The sequence below is a fragment of the Paenibacillus sp. Paensp38 genome (assembly GCF_059491915.1).
Genome location: NZ_CP168516.1, coordinates 3,857,879 through 3,884,782, shown reverse-complemented (window position 1 = coordinate 3,884,782; position 26,904 = coordinate 3,857,879). Strand labels below are relative to the sequence as shown.

Below are 26,904 nucleotides of genomic sequence, written 5' to 3'. Positions count from 1 at the left end.
CAAGTCATTCAAAAATGAGATGGAGGGGATCAAATGAACACGCATAAAAGACACACCAAAATATGGCTGACTGCGCTGACGGCTTCTCTCATTGTAGCTTTGACACCAGCTATTCCGGGTCAACAGGCTTATGCCGAGGCAAAATCGGGTGTAAAAGTCGTCGACATTTTTAGCCGGACGGTGAACGATTATGGTATAGATCTGGTTGATTGGCAAGGATATCTGGCGAACCCGTATGTAAAGCTAAAAGTGAAGCCGCCAGTGGATGCTGCTTTTCCGGTGACGGTTACGCTGAATGCGCGGGGCACGTCCCGGCTGATGATGGATCTGCCAAGTACGTTGTCGGCACAAGGAGCAAGCAAAACGTTGACTTTTGCCAATGCACAGGAGGAAAAAGATTTTCGGCTAGCCATCCATCCTGACCGGATTGGAGGAAACGGTGAAATAGAGAATTACACGCTGTCTATGTCTGTTGCTGGAAATGATGGTCACACGACCGCTCAGTCCATTCCGATTCGCGTGTTGGATCAGGACGATAATAAAGAGCCCACAGTTCCTCTCCATTTTGACTACAGATTCGATACGATCAAGCCTTATTTCAATGATGCAGCTACCAAAAAAGCCGCAGAGCTGGCGGTAAAGGACTGGTTCTATTTCTTTGATCTGGCTCCTTTCGATGAGGTTCCTGCCAAAGCGGAGGTAAACCATCTGCCAGGAGACGACTGGCAAAATGAAATACAGGTGACAAATGATAAGCCCTACAAAGGCATGTGGGTGTTTATGAGAGGGCTGAACGGGCCGTATTCTACGGGCTTTCCAGCCACGAACGGCAATTATCATACACGTAACGGTGTGACCGTCCCGGGGAACCTGAACCGTTCCTATAGTTTGATTTTGGATTTCTATGATGATGCGATTCCATTCACATCCGTAGACGATGAAGAATGGTATCAATCCGATCTGTCCAAGGTGACGGATGTGCATGGGCTGATCATGCATGAATTCGGTCATGCGATTGTGTTCAGCGACACATTCCCGGGTGTCAAAGCGCTGAAGGAAGCGGCGGGCAATGACCCTGATATTATGGCTTATCAGCACAGACCGGCTGCATTGGATGACAGCTATCATCTATCTGGAGAGCTCGCAGAAGTCGACAGATTGAGTGGACAAAATGGAGGCTGGCGCCATCTGTTCCCGACCCGGCGCTGGATGAACACGAAGCTTTCGCTACTGGTAGCAGAAAAAGCGGGCTGGCCGCTGCGTAAGGACCTGACTCCTTTCCTCGCGCCAGAAATCATGACGAAGGTATTGCCAGCACCCGTCAAAGGCAAAGCGTACATGGCTAAGCTGGAGGCCAAGGGAGGGGTTCCGTTTTACGATTGGATGGTGACAGGCGGTCAACTGCCCGCAGGGTTCACACTGGACCGTTTTACAGGAACGATTAGCGGAACAGCAGACAGCGGAGCAGGGAACAAGACGTATAACTTCACCGTACAGCTGCGGGATTATGATGAGCTGAGCAAGCCTGTGACACAAAGCTTTACGCTCAAGCTGTAAAGCATACCTCACAAGCAGATTAAAACGGTCGAAGGGAGGGAAGCGAATGAAACATGATGCCGCGGATCTGGTCATTGTAGGCGGCGGAATCATCGGTACAGCCATCGCTTATTATGCAGCTAAGTCCGGTATGAAGGTCTTGCTGGCTGAGCGAGGGGAGATTGCTGGAGGCACTTCGTCCCGTTGTGATGGCAATATATTGGCAATCGATAAAGAGCCCGGATTTGACAGTCGAATGTCGTTGGTATCGCAGGAGCTGGTGGCAGAGCTGGCTAGGGAACTGGAGGATGAGTTTGAGTATCGTGCGCCTGGCAGTATTCTGGTCTGTGAAAACGATCAGGAGATGCAAGCGGCTGAGCAGTGGGTAACCCGTCAGCAGCAGGAAGGACTTCCGTTTCGCATGCTGGATCAGCAGGATTTGCGACAGGAATGGCCGCATTTAGCGAAAGATTTGCCGGGCGGACTGGAGTGCGCGACAGATTCCACTGTGAATCCGGTGTTGATGACGTATGCACTGGCCGAGGCCGCGCGTCGAATGGGAGCCAAGTTATTACCGCGCATGCCGATACAGTCCATCCTTCAGGACGAAAGGGGGAACGTCCGCGGGGTGGAGACGCCTAATGGCGTTATCCATGCAGGTGCAGTGGTATTGGCGGCAGGTGTGTGGACACGCAGCATCGGTCATTCACTCGGTTTGGACCTTCCGATCATGCCGCGCAAAGGACATATACTGGTGTCTGCCCGAATGCCTTCCATTGGGAACCGCAAGGTAATGGAGTTCGGCTATCTGATGAGCAAGTTTGGCGGTCAGCGGTGTGTGGATGAGCTTTATGAAAAATACGGTGTCGCGTTGGTATTCGAGCCAACCGCATCTCAAAACATTCTGATCGGCAGCAGCCGTCAGTTTGTCGGTATGGACACACGTGTCGATCAGCAGGTGATTCGCTTAATCGCCCGCAGAGCCATTCGTTTTTTTCCTGCTTTAGCCAATGTACCGCTGATGCGGGCGTATACTGGCTTACGTCCATGGACACCTGATCATTTGCCAATTGTATCAGCGGTGGACGAAGTACCGGGGCTGTTTATCGCTTCTGGCCATGAGGGGGATGGCATTAGTCTTGCGGCGGTTACGGGTAAGCTGGTGACCGAAATGGTACGCGGCGAACCCACTTGCATTCCGGTGGAGCCGCTGCGATATGACCGATTTGGAGAGGTTTTTACCAACCACGAGGTTCACGGGGAGGTAACCGGATGAGCGTAGCGGGCAGAATTACTACGATTGATACCCATACGGGAGGCAATCCGACGCGGACAGTCATCCACGGCGCGCCTAAACTGGTAGGTCGTACGATGCTGGAAAAAATGACTTATATGGCAGCACATCATGATGATTTTCGCCGTTTGCTGATGTTCGAGCCGCGTGGTCATGAGGTGATGTCAGGCTGCATTTTAACAGAACCTTGTCATCCTGATGCAGATATTGGTGTGGTCTTTATAGAGACCGGTGGCTATTTACCGATGTGCGGTCACGATACGATTGGAGTATGTACGGCGCTGATGGAGGGCGGACTGATTGCTGCGGATAAAAAAGCAATATTGCTGGACACTCCGGCAGGCCCGGTTCAAGTGCAACTGGAGGTGGATGCGGGCAAGGTGCGACAAGTAACGTTCACAAACATCCCTTCTTTTGTGTACCGCCGTGAAGTGGAGATTCAGGTAGAGGGCATCGGGCAAGTCACGCTGGATATTGCGTATGGAGGCAACTTTTACGGCATTGTAGAGGCGGCTTCCATCGGTCTTGCACTGGAGCAGAGCCATGGGGCAAAAATTGTACGAACAGCGGTGCAGATTCGGGAGGCAGTGAATGCGGTTGTTGAGGTCGTACATCCTGAAAATCCGGTTATTCAAGGATTGACACATATTGAATTTTACGGGGAGCCTGTGGCTCCACAGGCCGATTGCCGCAATGTCGTTGTCATCCCACCGGGAGGTATCGATCGTTCTCCTTGTGGCACAGGAACCTCGGCCAAGGTAGCGGTGTTGCACGCCAAGGGAAAACTGGGCTTAAATGAGCCGTTTGTACATGAAAGCATCACAGGTTCCATGTTTCGGGCTGAAATTGTGGGCGAGACGCAGATAGGTCCTTATCCAGCAGTCATTCCACAAATTACAGGTTCGGCTTGGGTGACGGGACATCATCAATTTGTGTTGGACCCCGAGGACCCGCTTAGAGAAGGATTTTTGCTGATGTGAGCATTTTGCATCATTCCCGAATGCTGAATATGAAAATAAAGATGGGAAAGGGTTGGTAAGCATATGGCACGTTTTGAAGGTGTGTATGTGGCCTTGGTTACACCGTTCACGGCAGAGCTGGAGGTAGACCATAAGCGTCTGACCGAGCTGTGCGAGCATCTGATTGCAAGTGGCATTAGCGGACTGGTTCCTACAGGATCGCTGGGAGAATATGCGGCTTTGTCCCCGGAGGAACGGTCGCAGGTTGTGCATACCGTAATTGACGCTGCGGCAGGGCGTGTCCCGGTTGTTGTCGGCTCGGCGGCTCCGTCCACCAAACAGGCGGTGCATTGGATTCAGCATGCGAAGGATGCTGGGGCTGCGGGTGTCATGGCACTGCCACCCATTAATTACAATCCACTGCCTCATGAGGTAACGGCCCATTATGAAGCATTGTCAAAGGTGGGCTTGCCGATCATTGCGTATAACAACCCCCATGATTACAAGGTTGACTTGACTCCAGATATTCTTGCGGACTTGTCGCGAATTGAAAATATCGTAGCAGTCAAGGAATTTTCCGGTGATGTACGGCGTATTCACGCTATTTTGGATCAGACAGAGCTGGAGGTCATGGTTGGAGTAGATAATCTAGCGATGGAGGGGGCATTGTTCGGCGCGACAGGCTGGATTTCGGGGGTGCCTAATGCGTTGCCCAAGGAAGGGGTAGAGCTGTTCCGACTTGCACAGGCGGGAAATATGGCATTAGCGTCCGCGTTGTATCGCAAGCTGCTGCCGCTGTTCCACTATGATGCCAGCCCGCAATTGGTACAGTCCATCAAATATATGATGGAGCTGGCTGGATTTCCGGTCGGTCCGACACGTCCGCCCAGACTTGCGCTGCCGCAGGCGGATTATGACCGCATTCGCGAAGCATTTGAGGTGGCGGTTCGTCCAAGCGAAGTATCATCCTGAATGGAGGTGAAGACGATGGAGAGCCGAAATTGGATCGGTGGTGAGTGGCTGAGCCCTTCCGGCGAGGAAATGGTGGTTCACAATCCTTCGGACTTGAAGGAGGAGGTGGGAGTCGTCCATTTTTCAGAAACGAGCGATATTACACAGGCCGGGGATGCGGCACGGCTGGCTCAGGCGGGCTGGGCCGCTTTAAGTCCCGCAGCGCGGGGAGTTTATCTGTTCAAAGCAGCCGGTTTACTAGAGGCAGCATTACCTGAATTGGCTGAGCTGGCCAGTCGTGAGATGGGCAAGCCGATTACCGAGATGCGCGGAGAGGTCATGCGAGGTGTCCATCTGCTTCGGTACTATGCAGCAGAGGGCGTACGTTCCATCGGTACAGTCATTCCTTCGAATGAGCCGGGAGTGCTCCAATACACGAAGCGCATTCCGCTAGGTGTAACGGCTGTCATTACGCCGTGGAATTTTCCGGTAGCTATTCCGCTATGGAAAATCGCCCCTGCACTTTTGTGCGGAAACACGGTCATCTGGAAGCCTGCCGAACATGCTTCATTAACTGCAGTACGGGTCGCCGAGCTATTCGAGGCGGTGCAGTTTCCGCCCGGCGTACTGAACTTAGTCATTGGGCAAGGTAACCGTATTGGCGATGCCTTACTGGAGCATCCGGTACTGGATGCAGTCAGTTTCACGGGTTCTACCGCTACAGGTTTGGGCATTGCCGAGCGATGCGCGCGCCGTAACATGAAGTACCAGACCGAGATGGGCGGTAAAAATGCCGCCATTGTGCTGAAAGACGCGGATGTAGCACAGGCGGTGGCGATGATTGTCAGCGGGGCTTTCCGTTCAGCCGGGCAAAAATGCACGGCCACTAGTCGGGTGATTGTGGAACAGTCTGTCTATGAGACGTTCACGGAAGCCTTACGCCAAGCGGTGGAAAAAATACAGATCGCTCCGGCGCTTGACGCCGGTGCGTATCTTGGACCTGTGGCATCCGCAGGTCAATACGAGAAGGTCATGTCCTATATATCGCTGGCCCGCCGGGAAGCCGAGATTTTGGCCGAAGGTGGAGCCGCTGCCGGGACAGAGAACGGGTATTATGTGCGTCCACTGGTGGCGACTGGACTCAATTCGTCCCACCCGTTGATTCAGGAGGAGATTTTTGGACCTGTGATGGGGGTCGTGCAGGCGGACGACTTCGAGGATGCAATTCGACTGTGCAATGATTCTATTTATGGATTAAGCGCCTCTCTATTCACCCGCGATTTGCGGTTGGCTCATCGGTTTCTGGATGAGGCGAACGCCGGTATGGTTCGGGTTAATCAGGAGACGGCTGGTGTTGAATACCAGGCTCCGTTCGGCGGTCTGAAGCAATCCAGTTCACATACCCGGGAACAGGGCCAGGCGGCGCTGGATTTTTATTCAGCGATTAAAACCTGTGCGATCAGTTATGAGTAAGCGGATGACGGGACGAAGTGAGACGATCGGGTGCGCATCAGGTCATTTGCTCATATGTCGCTGTGAAGAAGTGAGTATCGCACAGATGGAGCAGGCTTGCCGCATGGGTATGGACACCGTGCGCCAGCTTAAAATGGCTACGCGGGTGACGATGGGGGCATGTCAGGGTAGGGTATGCCGACAATTGGTGGAGTCATGGTTTTACAATCAGGTTCCTGCTGCCCGCCGGGAGGCGGAGCTGTTATCGCAAAGGCCTCCCGTGCGTCCCGTAACGTTCGGGCAGCTGGCAGAAGGAGGTTCTTTATGAGCCGCACGCGTATTGTAAATCATCCTATTTTGGGACCAAAGCCGGAGCGGCGGCAGGTATCTTTCTTTTTTGACGGTCGTCCCATGCAGGGATTGGCTGGAGAACCATTGGCAGCAGCGCTGCTGGCCAGCGGTGTCCGTTTGCTGAGAAGGCATGAGGAATCCGGTACGGCCAGAGGCGTATACTGCGCCATTGGGCATTGTAACGAATGCCGCCTGACGGTTCATCCGTTCGGTACCGTCCGTTCCTGCCTGACCAAGCTGGAAGAAGGTATGGTGGTGGAAACCGGGCGGCAGCTTTCGAATGAAATCACAGGGAGAATTGTGACATGAATGAAATGGCGCATCTTATCGTCATTGGGGCGGGTCCCGCCGGATTGTCCGCAGCGGTATCGGCTGCTGAGCAAGGATTGCCAGTCACAGTACTGGATGAGTTTACAGAGCCGGGTGGACGTATGCCCGGGCAATATCATGAGGAAGGCAGTCAAGGCTGGTGGGTTGGAAAACACGTTTCGGATGAGCTGATTACCCGTTGCGGGGAGCTTGGGGTGGACATTCGCTGCGGCGTTTCCGTGCATGGTATGGAATATACAACAACGTGGGAAATTTCCACTTCCTGTGGATTGTTCACTGCGGATTACGTATTGCTAGCGACTGGAGCTGCCGAAATTCCCGTTCCGCTGGATGGCTGGACGTTACCGGGCGTCATGTCTATCGGGGCCGCACAAGTAATGACTAATGTTCATTACGTTAAGCCGGGGGAACGCGGCATCATCGTAGGCATGAACGTATTGTCGATGGCGATTGCCCGCGAGCTGTCTGTCGCCGGGGTGAAGGTGGCGGCAATTACACTGCCGTGCGCTAATCCGCTGGCTGGTGCGGCGGCAGATCCGACAGCCTCCGCGAAGCTGCTGCTTCAGCTGTCGGGGCTAGCTCCTGCCGCCTGGATGCGTGCAGGCGGCAGGCTGGCAGCGGCGATGCGGATGGAGAAACTCATCGCGTGCTGCTATCCCCACAGAGGCTTCCGTCTGTGGGATATCCCGATCCGTTTGCGGACAGCGGTGCTGTCCGTCAACGGCCAGGACCGGGTCGAATCCGTGACCCTGGTCCACGTTAAACCGGACGGCTCGCCTATTCCCGGCAGCGAGCGCGTCGAACCCGCCGACTTCGTGGCGCTGAGCGGCGGCTTGTATCCGCTCGCCGAGCTGGCGGCGGTAGCCGGGTGCAAATTCGTGTACAGCCCTGAGCTAGGCGGGCATGTCCCACTGCATGGTGAGCGAATGGAAACCTCGCTCAAAGGGCTGTACGTTGCCGGCAATATTACTGGCATCGAAAGCGGGCTGGTCGCGATGGCCCAAGGCCGATTAGCCGCCGCTTCTATGCTCGATGCCGCTGGATTCGGCGGAGCAGGCGGGGAACAGCGGGTGCAGGAGGCGATCCGTGAGGTCCATTTTGCACGTAAGCATGCGCTGATTCAGTTTCATCCCGGCATTACAGAGGCGAGAACGCAGCTGTACCAGCAGTGGGGGCAAACCTTTGGCAGCGGCGCGTAACGGCTCGTTGTGTTTGATATGCGTTTTTTTGTCCCAAATTCGTCTTAAAGGAGGAACGGAAAGTGACTCTTAAAGCAAAAGCCCATATGAAAGCAAGACCGTTCGCACTGAACGAGGTGGTATTGGCTGAAGGTCCCTTCAAACAGGCGATGGAGCTGAACCGATCTTATCTGTTGGAGCTTCAACCAGACCGTCTGCTGGCGCGTTTTCGAGAATATGCCGGACTTACGCCCAAAGCGCCTCAATATGAGGGCTGGGAAGCGATGACTATTTCCGGTCATACACTGGGACATTATTTGTCCGCTTGCTCCATGATGTATGCTTCAACGGGCGATGAGCGTTTCAAAGAAATTGCACATTACATTACGGATGAACTGGATGTTTGCCAGGCGGCGCATGGTGACGGATATGTATCCGGTATTCCAAGGGGAAAGGAACTTTTTGAAGAGGTGTCTGCTGGAAATATTCGTTCGAAGGGCTTTGACCTGAACGGTGCCTGGGCTCCTTTGTATACACTACACAAGTTGTTCGCTGGTCTGCGTGATGCGTATCATTTGACAGGCTGTGACAAGGCATTAGGTGTAGAGCGCAAACTGGCGGACTGGCTCGAAGGAATTTTGCAGCCGATGAGCGATGAGCAGATGCAGCAGATGATGTTTTGCGAATATGGAGGCATGAATGAGGTATTGGCGGATTTGTATGCGGATACCGGGGAAGAGCGCTACTTGCGGCTGGCTGAATGCTTCTGGCACAAGCTAGTGCTGGACCCGCTTAGCTCACAGGAGGATTGCTTACAGGGTATTCATGCCAATACACAGATTCCGAAGCTGATCGGGCTTGCCAAGGAATATGAGCTCACGAATGATACGAAGCGCCGGGAGACGGTGGAGTTTTTTTGGGAGCGGGTGGTGGATCATCATTCATATGTCATTGGCGGGAATAGCTTTGGAGAATATTTTGGAGCGCCGGATGGCTTGAATGATCGCATCGGGCCTCATACGACGGAGACGTGCAACACCTATAACATGCTCAAGCTGACAAATCATCTGTTTCAATGGAATGTTTCCGCCAAGGAAGCCGACTTTTATGAGCGAGGTCTATTCAATCATATTTTGGCCTCGCAGGACCCGGTTCACGGGGGCGTAACGTATTTTCTGTCGCTGGCCATGGGCGGGCACAAGCATTTTGAAAGCAAATTTGACGATTTCACATGCTGTGTTGGTACAGGGATGGAAAACCATGCGAGCTACGGCAGCGGTATTTATTTTCACGATCACGATAAGCTGTATGTCAATCAGTTCATTGCTTCCACGCTGGAATGGAAGGACAGAGGCGTTACGCTAAAACAAAACACTTCCTATCCAGATACAGATCATACGACGCTGGAGATTCAATGCGATCAACCTGCCTCATTTACGCTACTCATCCGCTATCCATATTGGGCTGAAAAAGGAATTACCATTCGTGTAAATGGCAAAGAACAGTCGGTTGTATCGGAACCGGGCAGCTTCATCTCTATCGCCAGAACGTGGATTGACGGGGATGTTGTAGAGGTGACGATTCCGATGTCGCTGAGGCTGGAGCAGATGCCGGATAATCCGGATCGGGCGGCTGTTATGTATGGACCGTTGGTGCTGGCAGGCGACCTTGGACCCTTAGAAGATCCTAAAGCCAAGGATTTCCTCTATACACCGGTATTTATCCCTCAAACGGAAAAGCTGGATGCCTGGATACAGTCTGTAGAGGATAAGACGAATACGTTCCGTACCTTGAATGCAGGGCATCCTCGGGATGTGGAATTGTCTCCTCTGTATAAAATGCATGATCGTACGTATTCCGTATATTGGGATATTTTTACGAAGGAAGCGTGGCAGGAGGCGGAACAGGAATACACAGCGGCACGCGAAAAACTGGCGATTCTGGAGCAGTGTACGATTGATTTTGCCCAACCTGGTGAAATGCAGCCGGAGCGGGATCATAACTTCCAGGGAGATGCCTCGACTCGCACCGGATATGTGAATAACCGACCTTATCGGAATGCGGGAATTGACGGTTGGTTTTCTTTCGATTTAAATACAGATCCATCTGCTCCGATGCTGTTGGTCATTACCTACACAGCTACGCTGGAAATGCCAAACTGTGGTTTTGATATTTTGATTAACGGTCATCCGCTTGAGCATTTTAGTGAAGGTTTTGATGAAGCCGATAAATTTTACAACGTGAATGCCGCTATTCCGGCTGCATATCTGGAGGGTAAGGATCAGGCGACAGTGACCTTCAAGGCCAAGCCGGGACAGCGTATCCGCAGATGTTTTGGGCTGAGGATGGTCAACAAGAACGTGTATGAGCAACTCTATCAAGCTGGAAATTCAGGTATACATGAATGATCTTTGAAATGTTTCGTGAGAAAAAGTAACGTTTGATTTTTCGTCCGGTATGATTTATGATGTAAGAAATATTGGATGATGCTGGAATAATCCATATGATGGTATAAGCTGATATATTCATAGTTTTGTTGCGCGTGAAGCACACGGGCTGTTTCTTCCTTCATAGGGGAGAGGCAGCCCTTTTTTGTTGGGATTTTCAGAAATATAACTTTTTTAAGAGTCAGTTCTATGATTTAAGGGGGAGGATTGCTCAATAGAGTCTATTTGTTTGGAATGCTTTGTATTAGAAGTTTTTCTTATAGATTTTGTAAGAGGGAAACCCTATAATATATAAGTTGTATCCAGTATTTTCCGAAAGTGGGGATGCGATAAGTTTATGAAATTAGAGATGATATACATAGTTTAAAGTTTAAGCCGACAAAGGGGATAGAGAGATGAGTATGAAAAAATGGATGTTGAGTTTGACCGCAGTCACGTTACTATGGGGCGCGACAAGTACGATTCCAACGACGGAGGCGGCAAGCAGCACCAAACCCATTGAAGTCTTGTTAAACGCCAAAAAAATACAGTTTCCAGATGCTAAACCTTTTCAGGATAGTAACGATTATGTGATGGTTCCGATTCGTTTTGTATCCGAAGCGCTAGGGGCTAAGGTAGGCTGGGAGAAAACAGGCGGCCAATTGGCAGTGTCGATTAAAAATGATGCCCATGCTGTTAACATGACAGTGGGTCAAAACACAGCTACCGTGGATGGGCAGACCAAAACGTATGAAACGAAGATTATTTTAAAGCAAAACCGTACTTTTGTGCCGCTGCGGTTGGTAAGTGAGGGTCTGGGACAAACGGTGGAGTGGGATAAAGTTAGTCGCTGGGTCTGGATTGGAAAGAAGGAAATTGCTGCTCTGGAGGATACGGGGCATAAGACGGTAAGTATCGAGCCGTATAAGAAGGCGATTAGTACAATTCCCAACCTCATGAAGAACGTTGTTGATGGTACGACATACGAGAAAGTGGTTATTTTCAAACAATCTGATCTGCCTACTAAGCTACTACGAGAAATTTATTCTGTTGAACCTTACACGACACCTAAAGGCGTTCCTTACCTACGGATGAGAGTAAAAACAAGTTCGAGTACAGCGGCCAGTATTTTCTACCTGACCAAGAACAAGGATGCACGCCTCCGTCCTCCATTGGATGAGCTGACACAGGATAATGGTGATGGTACAAAAATGATTTATTATCCGATCTATTCGTCTGCTGATGAGCTTTTTCAGGGAATTAAAAATTATAAGTCTTTCAAGCTAACAGACATTCAGTACATTGGATTTCGCTTGCAAGGCGATGGTTATATTCCAATGATGGTCAACCCGTGGAAGAATAATTAAGCACATGAAGAACACGAAACGAATTCTGGCCGTATTGCTGGTGGGGGTACTGCTTTTGTTGCAACTCTCACCTTTTTCTTTTCCCACCGATAAGGTGGCTGCCGATTCAGAAGAAATCACACCGCTATCCTACTATCCAGACAAAAATACTCGCTACTTTGTTGGCATGATGTACTTCGACATGTGGATGAACACCGCTGGTAAATGGGTAACCAACGGTGGCAAAGAGCCAGGAAAAGGTATGCACGGTGAGGCGAAGTTCACGTACAAATTTAATTTCCCCGGTCGTAAGATTAAGGGCGTTGAAGCAAAGCTGTATAATCCAGCAGCGGAAGTCAACAAAAGTAATCCTGATTATAAAAAGTATTTTTCAAAATCTCGGTTTGATGATTACATTGAGTATGTAGATTATGTAAGTGATGGCACGAAGGAAGATGACATTCTCCCCTACCAAATAAAGGGGGTTGGAACGGATACAACCACTATTCCAATCACAGTTAATATAAAACTGGATGCGATAACTCGACCTAAAAACATTAAGGAAGAGAGTTGTCCGAACTGTGCCAAAGAGGTCAAAGCGTACCGCATTTACCAGCCCATCCTATTCAAGATCGAATTGGAGAGCAACCTAATCGTCAAGCATTTTACCACTGACGGGAAATCACTTAACAACGTATTTACACCAATAGAGGATGAGCTAAAAGCTGATCAACCGTATGATTTTACCCCGCCAACCAACCCGAAATATGAGTATGTGGGTTATAAGAAAAGCACGACAGGTAAACCGCCAAGTGGAGATATTTTGCCGGGAATTGTACCCGGATTTACCTATGACGGTTCTTTTGAGCAGTTTACCGCTTATTTGTATTACAAAGAAGCTCAGGGCTGTCCTAAGCCTGGAGAAAGCCAAGAGGGAGCTCCCTCAGATTGCCAAGATCATGAACAGCCAACGAAAGGTGTTGTCTGCTCCCGCCCCGTTCCAAGTCTGCGCTTGGAAGCTGCCGAATTGGACCCGACAGTATCTGCCGTTATTAAAGCCGATCAGCGAGGCGCGTCACGTTTTGATGTAGCCAAGGGTATTCCAACTTCTGAAAGCCTGTACGGAAACGTGCTGGCCCGGAATTACCTTTTTCAAAACACCTACCAACAGCTCAAAGGCGAGTGCACCTACAACGTCAAGCTGAAGCGCACGTATGATCTGGAATGGGAAGATATCAACGATACCCGGCACATGAAGGTCGTGGAGTATTACAAATACGAAATTGTGAAACCGTACTCCTACTGGGTGATCGACAACCTTGAGGTGTACGGTATCAAGAACGCGCAGCTACGCAACTATGCACTGCCGGGAGGTAGTATTACGATTCCACCAAGGAATTACACGCCGCCGTCTGTAGAATCAGCGACCAACGGAAAATACTATCCGGCTCCTTCTCCGGGCATCGTCGATGGGGGTTCACTTTATATTTATGGCGGCAAGAGTATGCCGAAGGTGCCCAATGAACAAAGATCACTGGAGCCTGTGGCCCAGAAGGCTACACCAGACGTGGAAGTGGAAAACGATACTGTGAAATTCAACGGTCAAACGATCATGGACCACCAGCGTGTCAAGGAAAAGGGGCCGACTCCTGGCAAAATCCCTGAACCCGTAAAAAGCGGGTCGGATATCCTGTACAGCCCGGGCCATATGATTGAAAAGCACAAGATCAATAAACCCAATACGTCAAGTAGCGGTGACATTACCTATGCGATTTTAAAAGGAAATATCAATGGCGGTGCAGATAAGACTTTGCCGATCCAAGGGATCAACACTGTGACTGTCCACACTCCCGTAGTGAATCTGTCTAAAGTGTCGGACGATGCTGCTCATAATCAGAAAACCCAACCTACGAAGGGACGATCCGCACTTATTTTGGAGCGCCCTTTCCGGGTGACGATCTCGACAGCAGGCCCACATTTAAATATTCCTGGCTATGGTGATCGAGAATATGCCAAATATGTACGAACCAAGCAGGTTCGCTTTCCGTTCGATGTGTACGACAAAGGAAAGACGCATTTTTATCCGCGGGGTACCTGGATCGACATTCCAGTGCTGCAGCTTAACACAGACTTTTATCTTCCCGTATGGGTGGATGAAGGCAACTATACAGTTGAGTTCCGTACCATTGCCGAAAATGCACCGGACGGGTTCACCGAACAGCGCCATGCCAACACGGATATCGCCCACCATGTTGCCAATGATGTGGTAAATACAGAGGTCATCGGACGGATGTACGGTTTTCATATCACGGATATTGCCGATTACCATTGGGAGCGGGTGTTTCGGCAACGAAAAGGGAGCCCGACGCATAGCGGCCTGTCCTATTGGACGGGGCTTGGCAATATTGACGGGTTACCGAGAGGGAACCAGGAGCCATTCACCTTGCCCATTCGTCCCGGCAGTCACCCACATGAAGGTTATGCAAATGTGGCAGTCAAGACAGGCTACCATTTCAAGTTTGACCTCAAAACCAAAGGCAATATGTTTAGCGCCAAGGACGGTATTCGCATCACGCCATCGTTCTATTGGGTGAGCAAAGATGGGCGACAGCGGGAAGAGGTGGATCTGTATACACATTCCGGCAACCGGAAATTTATCCGTTTGGGATCGGCGGAGGACCGGGAAAAGCGATATGTTATTTTGAATGAACGGCTACGCAATGTGCCGATGGAGGAAATGCAGGACACGGCAGCCTACCAATACAAGCATGAGCTGAGTGAAGCACAGCAAAGCCAGTCAACGCTGGAACGCTATGTTTCTCTGTATGCCCACCGTATTGCACGCAGCAAGACCTGGATTGGACGTTACGACTGGCTGGTGCTGCCTGCGGCTGTGCGTACCTTGATGGGTCCGAAGACAGACCTGCCGGATGGGGTCAATGTGGATCGTGCTAATGCGTCGATTCAGCGCTGGTATGGTGAATATAGCCTGCCTGCTAATGTGTACGCAGTCACCAAAGGCACAGATTTGCGCGAGGTCAGTCGCCGTCAGGAGCTTAACGAGCATACGGATATATTCAAGAAAACAGGCTTTATCGTCGTTCGCTTTAATTTGGAGTCACTGCGTCAGGGTGACGCCGAGCATCCGCATTTACAGTATATAAATGGCCCGCTATTGAACCAGTGGCAACTGGAGGGTTACCGCAGAGAGATAAAGGACCCGTACGGGCATACCTTTCATTTACAGGACGGGGATGTAGTATTTTATCATGCGGATCAGTCCAGCCGGGACGATTTTAGTTCATTTGTTCCTCACTAACTTGCAGTAATCAAGACGAATCCTAATCCATAACTAGCGCGAAAAATACGAAAACGGACAATGGGAACAATCCACTGTCCGTTTTTTTATATTTCCTTTTGAGTTTATGCGAATATGATTTTGCCTACTTCCTCTGCCTTCATGGGGAGTTTGGCGGTGTTCAGCCCTTAGCATGCCGTTTTCATACAGCCTTGGTGGGGGCTGTTTTATTTGGAATGAGTAAACAACACGGTTTTGTGTAGAGAAATCCTCGGATATTTAAACGCGTTTGAGGGAACGGCAAAACTATAATAATAGGGAATTTAATTTATGTAAGCGCAATCATTTTGGCGTACTTGCTTGTCATCACAATACTATTGAGGAGGACGACCCGAATGGCTCAAAGGAAAGGCGCATGGCGAAAGGGAAGCTTGACCGCTGCGTTGGCAGCGATGCTGGCGATGACGGGCACGACTGGAGGAGTGGCTGCGGAAGATTTGTCCGAACCGACACTACAGGCGGAATCAGCCATTGCAGTTGAACAGAACCGTAGCAGTAGCATTCAGCTGGAAAAGTTGGATCGCGGACTGGTAGCTGCGGTGACGCAGGAAGGGGTATTTTTAAGCTGGCGGTTATTGGCTCAAGAAGTGAACGGTTACGGTTCAACGGGGCTGACAGGAGCGGACTTCAACGTATACCGTGACGGTAAGAAGATTGCGACAGTGACCGACAGTACCAACTATGTGGATAAGGAAGGGAATGGTAAATCAGTATACAGAGTAGCTTCAGTCGTTAATGGGCGGGAAAAGGATCGTAGCGCTAAAGTGAAGCCATGGCAGCAGGGTTACTATGAACTTCCTCTCCAAAAGCCTGCCGATGGCGTAACACCCGCAGGTGAATCCTATACGTATTCGGCCAACGATATGAGTGTGGGGGATGTGGATGGAGACGGACAATATGAATTTTTTGTAAAATGGGACCCGTCGAACTCCAAAGATGTATCTCAGAAGGGGTATACCGGAAATACGTATGTTGATGCGTATACGGCCGAAGGCAAGCTGCTGTATCGGATCGACCTGGGCGTGAATATTCGATCAGGTGCGCATTATACACAGATGATGGTGTACGATTTTGACGGCGATGGTAAAGCCGAGCTGATGTTCAAAACGGCTCCAGGGACCAAAACGATTTCTTTTGATAAGAAGGGCAAGGCGAAAAAAGAAAAGTATATTACTCTGCCACGTGAGGATCGCAAAGCAGGGATTACACATGAGGACGATTACCGTTTGAGTCGTTCGGATTATTATGAGCATGTGGTGAACATGTTCATGAACTGGACGAAGCATGAAGAAGTGGTCAAGGGACAATGGCCTGCTACGCTGGAGGAATGCTTTGGCATCGCTCCGAAGTACAGTTATCCGTTATCCCGAAAGGATGCGGAAAGCCTGACAGACTACTTTATGGATGTATATGCACCATCACGGAGCGACAAAAACAAGCTGAGAGAGTTCGAGGGCTTTATTGTCGATGGACCAGAGTATTTGACAATTTTCAAGGGGAAAACGGGAGCTGAGCTGGATACCGTCCGCTATGAGCCGGAGCGTCATGACGATGGCCTCATGTGGGGCGACTACGCCATGGCCCGAATTGAACCCGCCAACCGTGTAGACCGCTTCCTGGCAGGTGTGGCCTATCTGGACGGCCGCAAGCCGTATGCCGTATTTGCACGCGGCTATTATACGCGTTCCACTTTGGCCACCTACACATGGGATGGTCGCCATCTCCAAAAACATTGGATGGTGGACAGTGGCTGGACACCAATGACCAATCCATTTAACGATGGTCCGCACGGGCGTGATGGAACGGACCCGAAATTTGGCACCTTGACCACACAGGGAGCGCATTCTTTGAGCGTGGTGGATGTGGACGGTGACGGCAAGGACGAAATCGTATACGGTTCCGCCACGATTGACCATGATGGCAGCCTGTTGTACAGCTCATTTGATGTCATGCCTCCTGAAAGTGCAACTCCGGGTCAAACCGCCAGATTGGGGCACGGCGATGCACTGCATGTAACCGATATTGACCCGGATCGCCCCGGCAAAGAAATCTTTATGGTACATGAAGGTGGCACTTACGCTCCATATGGCTATTCTTTGCGGGATGCCAAAACAGGTGAAATCATTTACGGCGCATATTCCGGCAAGGATACAGGTCGGGGAATGGTCGGTGACATAGACCCGGATCAGCGAGGTCTGGAGACCTGGGCCATAGGCCTGTGGACCGCAGCGGGCAAACAACTGGATACGAAGATACCGGGTACCAATATGAGTATCAAATGGGCAGCCGATATGACCACACAAATCGTAAACGGCGCAATTGATGTAACCCCAACCATTGAAGATTGGAAACGAGGTACATTGTTGACCGCCACTGGAACCAAAACGAACAACTATACGAAAGGAACGCCATCGCTGGTAGCCGACATTTTCGGAGATTGGCGGGAGGAAATGCTCGTCCGTACAGCGGATAGCTCAGCCATCCGTATCTATCTGAGCACAGAACCTACGACGCATAAATTGTACACGTTGATGCATGATCCGCAGTATCGCACGGATGTGGCGCGTCAAAATACCGGGTATAACCAGCCGTCCTACACGAGCTTTTATTTTGCATCCGATATGGATTGGGCGAATGTGCCGATTCCCAAGCTCTACACGCCAAAAGCCTTAATAGAGGAAGAGAGCAGTGACGAAGCGGATGAAGTAGAGGCAGCAGAGGTAGATGAAAAAGAAGTCGATGGAACGATAGTCGATGGGACGAAAATAGATGTGAAGGAATGATAAGCGGAGACTATTTCCCAAAATATATAATAAAAAATTAAAGTTTCTTATCTCAAAAGGAGAGCCGTATTTACGGACTCTCTTTTTTTACGTCTTGATGTTATTGAGAATATAAAATGTAACCGCACACATGTAAATGTTGTGATATCTTACCTAACGTGAAATTTGACACATATGTGAAATGAGGATAAATAACAGAGATTTCATGGAGAAGTGAATTGACTGTATTTGTCCCTGTCTCTAAGATGTAATTATATTCCAGACAAAATAGAGAATTATGTAAGGGAATATAACGTAGAGAGGAGGGAATGAATGGACTCTTTAGCTGATCTCTCGGAAACCCCCTTAGCATTAGAAACTCTCAGACGACATCCCTGTTATAACGAAGAGGCACATCGCTATTTTGCGCGCATTCATCTTCCAGTAGCCCCGGCATGCAATATTCAGTGCCATTATTGCAACCGCAAATTCGATTGCGTCAATGAAAGCCGTCCCGGCGTTGTTAGTGAACTGCTTACGCCGGAGCAGGCGGCGATCAAGACCTATGGCGTAGCGGCACAGCTGATGCAGCTGTCCGTTGTCGGCATTGCGGGACCTGGAGATCCGCTGGCCAATGCGGAGGCAACCTTCGATACCTTCCGCCGGGTCCGTGAGACAGTTAAGGACGTCATATTCTGTCTCAGCACGAATGGCCTTACTTTGATCAGGCATGTCGACAGGATTGTAGATCTGGGCATTTCGCATGTCACGATCACGATCAATGCTGTAGATCCAGTGGTGGGGAGCCGTATTTATGGATGGGTCTACGATGAAGGAAAACGCTATGCAGGAGAGGAGGCCGCACGGCTGTTGATTGACCGCCAGCTGGCAGGCTTGAAGATGCTGGCTTCGAGAGGCGTATTGTGCAAGGTGAACTCGGTGCTGATTCCCGAAGTCAATGATGCCCATCTGCCGGAGGTAGCCAGGGTGGTCAAGGAGCACGGCGCAGTGCTGCACAACATTATGCCGCTCATCATCGCACCTGGTAGCCGATATGAGCAGGAAGGGATGCGTGCCCCCCGTCCCCGCCTGGTCCGGCAGCTGCAGGAGAAATGTGCTGAAGCGGGAGCTGTCATTATGCGCCATTGCCGTCAGTGCAGGGCGGATGCGATTGGACTGCTGGGCGAGGATCGCAATCAGGATTTTACATGGGAGAACATTGCGGCTGCTCCTCCCATGGATGAAGAGGCAAGGGCACAATTTCAGAAAGAACTGGATGAGAAGGTGAGAGTGAGAATGGAACGCAAGGAGGGACAATCGCACCCCAAACAACCGTCAACCGGGGCTGGATGTAGCTGCCCGTTATCTGGGGATAAGCCTGAAGTGAGCTTTACCTCAAAGCCAGTCCTAATCGCTGTGGCCAGTCGTGGCGGAGGGAAGGTGAATCAGCATTTCGGCCGTGCCAAGGAATTTATGATCTATGAAAGCGACGGGATTATCGTAAATTTCATAGGCATTCGTAAGGTGCAATCCTACTGCCACGGGAAAGCCGATTGCAATGGAGACAAGGCCGAGACGATGAAGGAGATCCTTTCCATGGTGCATGACTGTGCATTGCTGCTGTCGGCCGGCATAGGCGAGGCCCCCAAAGAGGCATTGCAGGAAGCTGGCGTGCTGCCTATTGTATGCGGCGGGGATATTGAGGAATCCGTTCTGGAATATGTAAAATTTCTACGTTATATGTATCCTGTGCAGAGTAATAAGGGAAGTCAGCGTAATAAGGGAGTTAAGGGCAGTCATTCGGATTTACCCATTGAACATTTTGGAGGCTGAGAAAATATGAGACAAATTGCGTTTTACGGTAAAGGCGGTATCGGCAAATCGACAACCTCGCAGAATACACTGGCTCAACTCGCGACCAAATTCAAACAAAAAATTATGATCGTAGGCTGTGATCCCAAGGCAGACTCCACCCGTCTTATTTTGAATACGAAGGCCCAACAGACTGTGCTGCATCTGGCGGCTGAAAGGGGTACGGTGGAGGACCTGGAATTGGAGGACGTTGTCCAGAAGGGCTTCGGTGACATTCTGAACGTGGAATGCGGTGGGCCGGAGCCTGGTGTCGGCTGTGCAGGGCGCGGCATTATCACGGCCATTAATTTTCTGGAGGAAGAGGGGGCCTACGAAGGGCTGGATTTCGTATCCTACGATGTACTGGGGGACGTCGTGTGCGGGGGCTTCGCCATGCCGATCCGGGAGAAGAAGGCGCAGGAAATCTACATCGTATGCTCAGGCGAGATGATGGCTATGTACGCTGCCAACAATATTGCACGCGGGATCTTGAAGTATGCCAACAGCGGTGGGGTGCGTTTGGGCGGCTTAATCTGCAACAGCCGGAATACGGACCTGGAAGCGGAATTGATTACAGAGCTTGCAAGAAGACTGAACACGCAGATGATCCACTTTTTGCCGCGTGATAATGTTGTCCAGCACGCTGAGCTGCGCCGTATGACTGTAACTCAATACAACCCGGACCATAAGCAGGCTGCGGAGTATGAAGAGCTGGCAGGTAAAATTTTGAATAATGACATGCTAACGGTTCCCACCCCTATTTCCATGGAAGAGCTGGAGGATCTATTGATGGAATTCGGCATTATTGAGGATGAAGAAACCGCAATTAACAAAGCTGAGGCGTCCGGGCAGTAGGCTGTAGCCAGAAGGCTTAATGACGGAATCATCGTGTGATGATGGGAGGAGCTGAACGCGCAGCTCGCAGGAGGGAGGAATAGGTCAAATGAGCAGTATTGTGGATAAGGGTAAGCAGATCGTAGAGGAGATACTGGAGGTATATCCCAAGAAGGCCAAGAAGGACCGGACCAAGCATTTTGAGATCGCGGATGAGGAGCTTGTGAACTGCGGGACCTGTTCCATCAAGTCCAACATGAAATCACGACCCGGCGTCATGACAGCAAGGGGCTGTGCTTATGCAGGGTCCAAGGGTGTGGTATGGGGCCCGATTAAAGACATGGTGCACATTAGCCATGGTCCCATCGGCTGCGGGCAATACAGTTGGGGTACTCGACGTAATTATGCGAATGGGATATTGGGAATCGATAATTTTACCGCCATGCAGATTACAAGCAATTTTCAGGAAAAGGATATCGTGTTCGGCGGAGATAAGAAGCTAGAGGTGATCTGTAGGGAAATTAAGGAGATGTTCCCGCTGGCTAAGGGCATCTCCGTGCAATCTGAATGTCCGGTCGGACTGATTGGTGATGATATCGGGGCTGTGGCCAAGAAGATGACAGAGGAGCTGGGCATTCCGGTCATTCCCGTACGCTGTGAGGGCTTTCGCGGGGTGAGTCAGTCTCTGGGCCATCACATTGCCAATGATGCTATCCGCGATTTTCTGATGGGGCGCCGGGAGCTAAAGGAGTGCGGGCCTTATGATGTCTCCATTATCGGAGACTACAATATCGGCGGTGATGCCTGGGCGTCGCGCATTTTGCTGGAGGAAATGGGACTGCGGGTCATAGCGCAGTGGTCGGGGGACGGTACGGTCAATGAGCTGGGGATTGCGCACAAATCCAAGCTCAACCTGATCCATTGTCATCGTTCCATGAATTATATGTGCACAACGATGGAGCAGGAATACGGAATTCCTTGGATGGAATATAACTTCTTTGGCCCGACCAAGACAGTGGAGAGCTTAAGGGCGATTGCAGCTCGTTTTGACGAAACGATTCAGGAAAAATGTGAGCAGGTCATCGCCCAATATATGCCGCAGATGGAGGCAGTCATCCGTAAATACCGCCCACGTCTGGAAGGTAAAAAGGTGATGCTTCTGATTGGCGGGTTGCGGGCAAGGCATACCATCGGTGCCTATGAGGATCTGGGGATGGAAATTGTGGCTACAGGCTACGAATTTGCCCATAAGGATGATTACGAGAAGACATTTCCCGATGTAAAGGAAGGCACTATTCTGTACGATGATCCAACTGCCTATGAGCTGGAGGAACTGGCCCAGCGGCTGAATATTGACTTAATGGGCGCCGGAGTCAAGGAGAAATACGTGTATCACAAAATGGGCATTCCCTTCCGTCAAATGCACTCATGGGATTACAGCGGGCCTTATCATGGTTTTGACGGCTTCCAGATTTTTGCACGTGATATGGATATGACCATAAACAGTCCAGTTTGGAGCCTGCTGCCGTCCCGGCAGACTGCGGAGGTGTCGGTATGAGCGAGCGTCTGAATATTGTCGATCACAATCAGCTGTTTCGGCAGGATAAATATGTGCGCCAGCGTGAGGAGAAACGAGCCTTCGAGGCCCCTTGTTCGCCAGAGGAGGTTACCGACACCCTGGAGTACACCAAGACCAAGGAATACAAGGACAAGAATTTTGCCCGCACAGCCGTAGTCGTGAACCCGGCCAAGGCTTGTCAGCCGCTGGGAGCGGTTATGGCTGCACTGGGCTTTGAAAAAACGCTCCCGTTCATTCATGGCTCACAGGGCTGTACGGCTTATTTCCGCAGCCATCTTGCCCGCCACTTCAAGGAGCCTGTTCCTGCCGTCTCCACCTCGATGACCGAGGATGCCGCCGTATTCGGCGGCATGCGCAACCTCATTGACGGTATAGAGAACTGTATTGCCTTGTATCAGCCGGAGATGATTGCGGTATGCACGACCTGTATGGCAGAGGTGATCGGAGATGACCTGTCTGCCTTCCTGGCTAATGCCCGTCAGGAGGGAGCCCTTCCCGAGGATATGCCAGTTCCTTTTGCCAATACCCCCAGCTTCTCCGGTTCACATATTACAGGCTATGATGCCATGCTGCGCTCTGTGCTGGAGACGCTGTATAACAAGTCAGGCCGGACGCCGCAGCCTGGTCATGAATTGAAGCTGAATGTACTGCTCGGGTTTGACGGGTATACGGGAAATTTTGCGGAAATGCGGCGCATACTGGGGATGTTCGGCGCTACGTATACCATTTTGGGTGACCACAGCAGTAATTTTGATTCAGGAGCTACTGGAGAGTACAGCTACTATTACGGGGGAACGCCGCTTGAGGATGTGCCCAAGGCCGCAGATGCTGCCGGCACGTTGGCGATCCAGCAGTACTCTCTTCGTAAAACATTAGGTTATATGAAGCAAACCTGGGGGCAGCAGATGTTCTCCATCTCCACACCGCTGGGTATCCGGGCTACAGATCGCTTGCTTGAGGAGATTAGCCGCCTGTCCGGAAGAGAAATACCCGAGGCATTGAAGCAGGAGCGTGCTCGAGTTGTGGATGCCATGATGGATTCGCATGCTTATCTGCACGGCAAACGAGTGGCTATGGCAGGAGACCCGGACATGCTCATCGGCTTGATTGGCTTTTGTCTAGAGCTGGGCATGGAGCCGGTGCATATTGTTTGCTCCAATGGAGACCGGAAATTTGAGAAGGAAGCAGAGCTTCTGCTGAAGTCCAGCCCTTACGGTGCAGAAGCCACGGTTCATTCTGGTCAGGATTTGTGGCATATGCGTTCGCTGCTGTTCCAGGACCAGGTGGACCTGGCTATTGGCAGTTCCCATCTGAAGTTTGCGGCGAAAGAGGCGAAAATTCCTTTGCTCCGTGTGGGCTTTCCGATCTTCGACAGGCATCATCTACATCGTTATCCGATTATCGGCTACCAGGGTACGCTGAATCTGCTTACCCAATTCGTGAATACCGTACTGGATGTCATGGAAGAGCAGGCTCCGGATCATAGCTTTGATTTGGTGCGCTAATTGCTGTATCGCGTAGATGGAAGTTGGCAGCTTGGCTTGTGATTTCAATGGATTCTATCTGAAATAAGGGGGTGTGCGGATGGAGCCGGCTGTGTCTAACGGAAGGCTGGAGGTATCCTGCGGCAACAAAATTCCCAAAAGCACGCCCTGTCCCCGGCCTGTGCCGGGGGAGGCTTCGGGTGGCTGCTCCTTTGACGGGGCCCAGATTACACTGATCCCCATTGCAGATGCGGCTCATCTGGTGCACGGGCCGATTGCGTGTCTCGGCAATAGCTGGGAGAGCAGAGGCAGCCTGTCCAGCGGCCCGGGGCTGTCGGCGTATGGCTTCACTACTGATCTTGGAGAACAGGATATCATTTTTGGTAGTGAACAGAAGCTGCATGAATCGATCCGCTACATTGTCAGCCGTTTTGCTCCTCCCGCTGTATTCGTCTATACCACATGCGTCACAGCCCTCACCGGTGAAGATATCGAGGGGGTCTGCAAGGCTGAATCGGAGCGGCTGGGGACGCCGATCATTCCGGTGAACAGTCCGGGATTTGTGGGCAGTAAGAATCTCGGGACTCGGCTGGCCGGAGATGTATTGTTCCAGCATATTATCGGCAGTACCGAGCCGGAACAGACAACCTCCCATGATATCAATCTCATCGGGGAATACAATATTGCGGGCGAGATGTGGCATATCGAGCGGCTGATGCAGCAGACGGGAATGACTATCCTGTCCCGAATTACCGGGGACGGTCGGTTCCGTGAGGTGGGATGGGCGCATCGTGCCAAGGCCAACATGGTCGTATGCAGCCGAGCTTTGCTGGACCTAGCAGTCCAAATGGAGCGTAAATACGGCATTCCTTATTTTGAAGGTTCATTTTATGGAGCAAAGGAGACGAGTTATTCCTTGCGGCAGATGGCTTATCTGACCGGAGATCGTGATGTAGAGCGACGGGTGGATAAGCTGGCCGCACGGGAGGAAATGAGGCTATCGCTGGAGCTGGAGCCCTATCGCAAGCAGTTGAAAGGAAAGCGGGCAGTGCTCTATACCGGGGGTGTAAAGAGCTGGTCTGTCATTACGGCTTTGCAGGAGCTGGGCATAAAGGTGGTAGGTGTAGGCACGAACAAGAGCACTGCCGAGGATGTATCCCGGATTGCTGACCGTATCGGGGATGATGCGGAATACATCCCGGAAGGCGGTGCCCGGCAGATTCTCAAAACCGTACGGAGCCGCAAGGCGGACATGGTCATTGCCGGGGGCCGGAATATGTATATGGCGCTTAAGGAACAGATTCCTTTTGTGGACATCAATCAGGAGCGGCACAAAGCCTATGCGGGCTATGACGGGCTGTTGTCCCTGGCGAAACAGCTTGTGCATACGCTACAGCATCCGGTATGGGAGCTGACCGCCAAATTGGCTCCATGGGAGGAGGAGAAGGAATTTGCTGATTAAATCCGCCACGAAGCCTGTCAGTGTCAACCCGCTCAAGGTAGGACAGCCTTTGGGGGGCGTGCTGGCTCTGCAGGGGATGTATCGCTCAATGCCTCTGCTGCACGGCGCTCAGGGCTGCTCGGCCTTCTCCAAGGCGCTGCTGACTCGCCATTTTCGAGAGCCGATAGCCGTTCAGACCTCTGCGCTGCAAGAGATGGACGTTATATTTGATGCAGACCGGAATCTGGAGGAGGCACTGGATCATATCTGGTCCAAACACCATCCAGATGTCATCGGCGTCATCAGCACAGCCCTCACCGAGGTGGCAGGCGTTGATTTTCAGTCCAGGGTAAAGGCGTTCAAGCGAGAACGGGCCTTGAAAGACAGTCTGCTGTTTTCTGTATCGCTGCCTGATTTTCACGGCTCTCTGGAGACGGGCTACAGTAGTACAGTAGAGTCCCTAATGGATGCTGTACTCGGATTGGCCGGAGGCAAGTCCCCCAGAAAACAGCGCCGGATGCAGGTCAATCTGCTGCCGGCTTCTTATCTGACTGCCGGAGATGTCATGGAAATCAAGGATATTATCGCTTCCTTCGGCCTGGAGGTTATTACGCTCCCCGATATCTCCACTTCCTTGTCCGGTCACCTGCTGACAGGCTTCTCCCCTTTGACAAGAGGGGGGACTCCGCTGGATTCAGCCTGCCAGATGCTGGAGTCTTCCTGTACCATTGCCATTGGCGCGAGCATGGAGCGGCCGGCGCGCAGGCTGACTCATGCCGCAGGCATTCCCTACCACTTGTTCGCTGGTCTGTCTGGCTTGGCCGCGAGCGATGCGTTCATACATTTTCTGCAGAAGATCAGCCGCGAGCCAGCCCCCGTTCGCTTTCGCTGGCAGCGTGAAAATCTGTTGGACAGCATGCTGGATGCCCATTTCTATTATTCCGGCGCTTCGGCTGTAGTGGCGCTAGAACCGGATCATATGCTGTCGACCGCAGCCTGGCTGGAGGAGATGGGAGTGGAACTGAAGCGGCTAATTACACCCTGCAGCACGCCCGAACTGCAAAAGACAGAACGGGAAGTCTGGATCGGTGACCTGGATGATGCAGAGGAGAGCGCGCAGGGTGTTGATTTGTGGATCAGCAATTCACATGGAAGAAAGGGAGCGGCACGGGCTGGGGCCTCATTCGTACCGGCAGGCTTGCCGGTGTATGACGAGCTAGGCGCCCACACATCCGTAAGCGTCGGATACCGTGGAACCATGGAGTGGGTGAATAAGGTGGGCAATGTATTGCTTGCCGAGAGGGGGAGGGGAGGATGAAGGTTGCATTTGCGACGGAAGACGGCGTGCTAGTGAATGCTCATTTTGGGCAGAGTCCTATGTTCACTGTATTTGAAATCCGGCACTCAGGCGTCCAGTTCCTGGAGCATCGGCGGATAGCCCTGGGGAGCGATGAGAACGAGGCGGGCAAGATTGCCAGCCGAATTGGCTTGATCGAGGATTGTACCTTGATCTTCCTGGTACAGATTGGCGCTTCGGCCGCCGCACAGGTTACCAAACGGACCATTATGCCTGTGAAGGTGGCCTTCGGTAGCACCATTGAGGAGCAGGTCCAGCGTCTCCAGAATATGCTGGCTCGCAATCCGCCCATGTGGCTTGCCAAAATCCTGCATGCTGAGGAGGGCAGCGGCAAAGCCGAATCATGAGCTCTCCTGTAAGGAAGAGCAACCCTATAAGTTATCAAGATCCTGCGGACCGAATATCTTAAAGGCGG

The 26,904-nt window shown here is 51.4% G+C and carries 19 protein-coding genes; all 19 read left to right on the top strand.

Features of this window, described 5'->3' with window-relative positions; genetic code table 11:
- The first annotated feature begins 33 nt into the window (after nucleotides 1-33).
- The 19 genes from ACEN8J_RS17145 to ACEN8J_RS17055 all read left to right on the top strand — a co-directional run bounded on the left by ACEN8J_RS17145 (nucleotide 34) and on the right by ACEN8J_RS17055 (nucleotide 26,836).
- Entirely contained in the window at nucleotides 34-1,557 is a 1,524-nt protein-coding gene (locus tag ACEN8J_RS17145) for an Ig domain-containing protein (protein ID WP_209950064.1), read from the top strand.
- Nucleotides 1,558-1,603: 46 nt separating this feature from the next.
- The gene (locus ACEN8J_RS17140; RefSeq protein ID WP_495593777.1) at nucleotides 1,604-2,812 is read left to right on the top strand and encodes an NAD(P)/FAD-dependent oxidoreductase; all 1,209 of its coding nucleotides are present in this window, start codon (nucleotides 1,604-1,606) and stop codon (nucleotides 2,810-2,812) included.
- Nucleotides 2,809-3,810 (top strand): proline racemase family protein, encoded by a 1,002-nt coding sequence (locus tag ACEN8J_RS17135; RefSeq protein WP_341071723.1) that lies wholly within the window; start codon nucleotides 2,809-2,811, stop codon nucleotides 3,808-3,810. Before ACEN8J_RS17140 ends, ACEN8J_RS17135 begins: the two co-directional genes overlap by 4 nt.
- 63 nt (nucleotides 3,811-3,873) lie before the next feature.
- On the top strand, nucleotides 3,874-4,761 hold the full coding sequence (locus ACEN8J_RS17130; RefSeq protein WP_495593776.1) for a dihydrodipicolinate synthase family protein: 888 nt from the start codon (nucleotides 3,874-3,876) through the stop codon (nucleotides 4,759-4,761).
- A 15-nt stretch (nucleotides 4,762-4,776) separates the two neighbouring features.
- Nucleotides 4,777-6,213, top strand: a complete 1,437-nt coding sequence (locus tag ACEN8J_RS17125; RefSeq protein ID WP_069010325.1) for an aldehyde dehydrogenase family protein — start codon at nucleotides 4,777-4,779, stop codon at nucleotides 6,211-6,213.
- A gap of 4 nt (nucleotides 6,214-6,217) precedes the next feature.
- Complete coding sequence (locus ACEN8J_RS17120) at nucleotides 6,218-6,520, top strand: (2Fe-2S)-binding protein (protein WP_069010326.1); 303 nt, start codon at nucleotides 6,218-6,220, stop codon at nucleotides 6,518-6,520.
- A complete protein-coding gene (locus ACEN8J_RS17115) occupies nucleotides 6,517-6,852 on the top strand; it encodes a (2Fe-2S)-binding protein (RefSeq protein WP_029516055.1) in 336 nt (111 codons plus the stop codon). The genes ACEN8J_RS17120 and ACEN8J_RS17115 overlap by 4 nt, the downstream gene beginning before the upstream one ends.
- On the top strand, nucleotides 6,849-8,072 hold the full coding sequence (locus ACEN8J_RS17110; protein ID WP_495593775.1) for an NAD(P)/FAD-dependent oxidoreductase: 1,224 nt from the start codon (nucleotides 6,849-6,851) through the stop codon (nucleotides 8,070-8,072). Before ACEN8J_RS17115 ends, ACEN8J_RS17110 begins: the two co-directional genes overlap by 4 nt.
- An 86-nt stretch (nucleotides 8,073-8,158) precedes the next feature.
- Nucleotides 8,159-10,459: a glycoside hydrolase family 127 protein gene (locus ACEN8J_RS17105; protein WP_495594556.1), complete on the top strand. Its 2,301-nt coding sequence runs from the start codon at nucleotides 8,159-8,161 to the stop codon at nucleotides 10,457-10,459.
- 434 nt (nucleotides 10,460-10,893) lie between these two features.
- Complete coding sequence (locus ACEN8J_RS17100) at nucleotides 10,894-11,844, top strand: stalk domain-containing protein (protein WP_342434903.1); 951 nt, start codon at nucleotides 10,894-10,896, stop codon at nucleotides 11,842-11,844.
- A gap of 4 nt (nucleotides 11,845-11,848) precedes the next feature.
- Nucleotides 11,849-15,142 carry a DUF5704 domain-containing protein gene (locus ACEN8J_RS17095; protein WP_495593774.1) on the top strand — a complete coding sequence of 1,098 codons (3,294 nt, stop codon included), beginning with the start codon at nucleotides 11,849-11,851 and terminating at the stop codon, nucleotides 15,140-15,142.
- Between the two features lie 374 nt (nucleotides 15,143-15,516).
- Nucleotides 15,517-17,964 (top strand): rhamnogalacturonan lyase, encoded by a 2,448-nt coding sequence (locus tag ACEN8J_RS17090; RefSeq protein ID WP_495593773.1) that lies wholly within the window; start codon nucleotides 15,517-15,519, stop codon nucleotides 17,962-17,964.
- Nucleotides 17,965-18,276: 312 nt separating this feature from the next.
- Complete coding sequence (gene nifB / locus ACEN8J_RS17085; protein WP_495593772.1) at nucleotides 18,277-19,776, top strand: nitrogenase cofactor biosynthesis protein NifB; 1,500 nt, start codon at nucleotides 18,277-18,279, stop codon at nucleotides 19,774-19,776.
- 6 nt (nucleotides 19,777-19,782) lie between these two features.
- The gene (nifH, locus tag ACEN8J_RS17080) at nucleotides 19,783-20,649 is read left to right on the top strand and encodes a nitrogenase iron protein (RefSeq protein WP_069010331.1); all 867 of its coding nucleotides are present in this window, start codon (nucleotides 19,783-19,785) and stop codon (nucleotides 20,647-20,649) included.
- Between the two features lie 88 nt (nucleotides 20,650-20,737).
- Complete coding sequence (gene nifD, locus ACEN8J_RS17075) at nucleotides 20,738-22,186, top strand: nitrogenase molybdenum-iron protein alpha chain (RefSeq protein WP_495593771.1); 1,449 nt, start codon at nucleotides 20,738-20,740, stop codon at nucleotides 22,184-22,186.
- A complete protein-coding gene (gene nifK, locus ACEN8J_RS17070) occupies nucleotides 22,183-23,712 on the top strand; it encodes a nitrogenase molybdenum-iron protein subunit beta (protein ID WP_069010333.1) in 1,530 nt (509 codons plus the stop codon). Before nifD ends, nifK begins: the two co-directional genes overlap by 4 nt.
- A 79-nt stretch (nucleotides 23,713-23,791) precedes the next feature.
- On the top strand, nucleotides 23,792-25,153 hold the full coding sequence (gene nifE, locus ACEN8J_RS17065; RefSeq protein ID WP_495593770.1) for a nitrogenase iron-molybdenum cofactor biosynthesis protein NifE: 1,362 nt from the start codon (nucleotides 23,792-23,794) through the stop codon (nucleotides 25,151-25,153).
- A complete protein-coding gene (nifN, locus tag ACEN8J_RS17060) occupies nucleotides 25,143-26,450 on the top strand; it encodes a nitrogenase iron-molybdenum cofactor biosynthesis protein NifN (protein WP_495593769.1) in 1,308 nt (435 codons plus the stop codon). The genes nifE and nifN overlap by 11 nt, the downstream gene beginning before the upstream one ends.
- Nucleotides 26,447-26,836, top strand: a complete 390-nt coding sequence (locus tag ACEN8J_RS17055) for a NifB/NifX family molybdenum-iron cluster-binding protein (protein ID WP_069010336.1) — start codon at nucleotides 26,447-26,449, stop codon at nucleotides 26,834-26,836. The genes nifN and ACEN8J_RS17055 overlap by 4 nt, the downstream gene beginning before the upstream one ends.
- Nucleotides 26,837-26,904: the final 68 nt, after the last annotated feature.

Excerpts from the sequence above, each read along its gene's own strand:
- ACEN8J_RS17100 (WP_342434903.1), top strand. The coding sequence starts at position 10,894 with ATGAGTATGAAAAAATGGATGTTGAGTTTGACCGCAGTCACGTTACTA.
- nifE (WP_495593770.1), top strand. The coding sequence starts at position 23,792 with ATGGAGCCGGCTGTGTCTAACGGAAGGCTGGAGGTATCCTGCGGCAAC.
- ACEN8J_RS17055 (WP_069010336.1), top strand. The coding sequence starts at position 26,447 with ATGAAGGTTGCATTTGCGACGGAAGACGGCGTGCTAGTGAATGCTCAT.
- ACEN8J_RS17120 (WP_069010326.1), top strand. The coding sequence starts at position 6,218 with ATGACGGGACGAAGTGAGACGATCGGGTGCGCATCAGGTCATTTGCTC.
- ACEN8J_RS17140 (WP_495593777.1), top strand. The coding sequence starts at position 1,604 with ATGAAACATGATGCCGCGGATCTGGTCATTGTAGGCGGCGGAATCATC.
- nifD (WP_495593771.1), top strand. The coding sequence starts at position 20,738 with ATGAGCAGTATTGTGGATAAGGGTAAGCAGATCGTAGAGGAGATACTG.
- ACEN8J_RS17105 (WP_495594556.1), top strand. The coding sequence starts at position 8,159 with ATGAAAGCAAGACCGTTCGCACTGAACGAGGTGGTATTGGCTGAAGGT.
- ACEN8J_RS17090 (WP_495593773.1), top strand. The coding sequence starts at position 15,517 with ATGGCTCAAAGGAAAGGCGCATGGCGAAAGGGAAGCTTGACCGCTGCG.
- nifB (WP_495593772.1), top strand. The coding sequence starts at position 18,277 with ATGGACTCTTTAGCTGATCTCTCGGAAACCCCCTTAGCATTAGAAACT.
- ACEN8J_RS17130 (WP_495593776.1), top strand. The coding sequence starts at position 3,874 with ATGGCACGTTTTGAAGGTGTGTATGTGGCCTTGGTTACACCGTTCACG.
- ACEN8J_RS17135 (WP_341071723.1), top strand. The coding sequence starts at position 2,809 with ATGAGCGTAGCGGGCAGAATTACTACGATTGATACCCATACGGGAGGC.
- nifH (WP_069010331.1), top strand. The coding sequence starts at position 19,783 with ATGAGACAAATTGCGTTTTACGGTAAAGGCGGTATCGGCAAATCGACA.
- ACEN8J_RS17125 (WP_069010325.1), top strand. The coding sequence starts at position 4,777 with ATGGAGAGCCGAAATTGGATCGGTGGTGAGTGGCTGAGCCCTTCCGGC.
- nifK (WP_069010333.1), top strand. The coding sequence starts at position 22,183 with ATGAGCGAGCGTCTGAATATTGTCGATCACAATCAGCTGTTTCGGCAG.
- ACEN8J_RS17115 (WP_029516055.1), top strand. The coding sequence starts at position 6,517 with ATGAGCCGCACGCGTATTGTAAATCATCCTATTTTGGGACCAAAGCCG.
- ACEN8J_RS17145 (WP_209950064.1), top strand. The coding sequence starts at position 34 with ATGAACACGCATAAAAGACACACCAAAATATGGCTGACTGCGCTGACG.
- ACEN8J_RS17095 (WP_495593774.1), top strand. The coding sequence starts at position 11,849 with ATGAAGAACACGAAACGAATTCTGGCCGTATTGCTGGTGGGGGTACTG.
- ACEN8J_RS17110 (WP_495593775.1), top strand. The coding sequence starts at position 6,849 with ATGAATGAAATGGCGCATCTTATCGTCATTGGGGCGGGTCCCGCCGGA.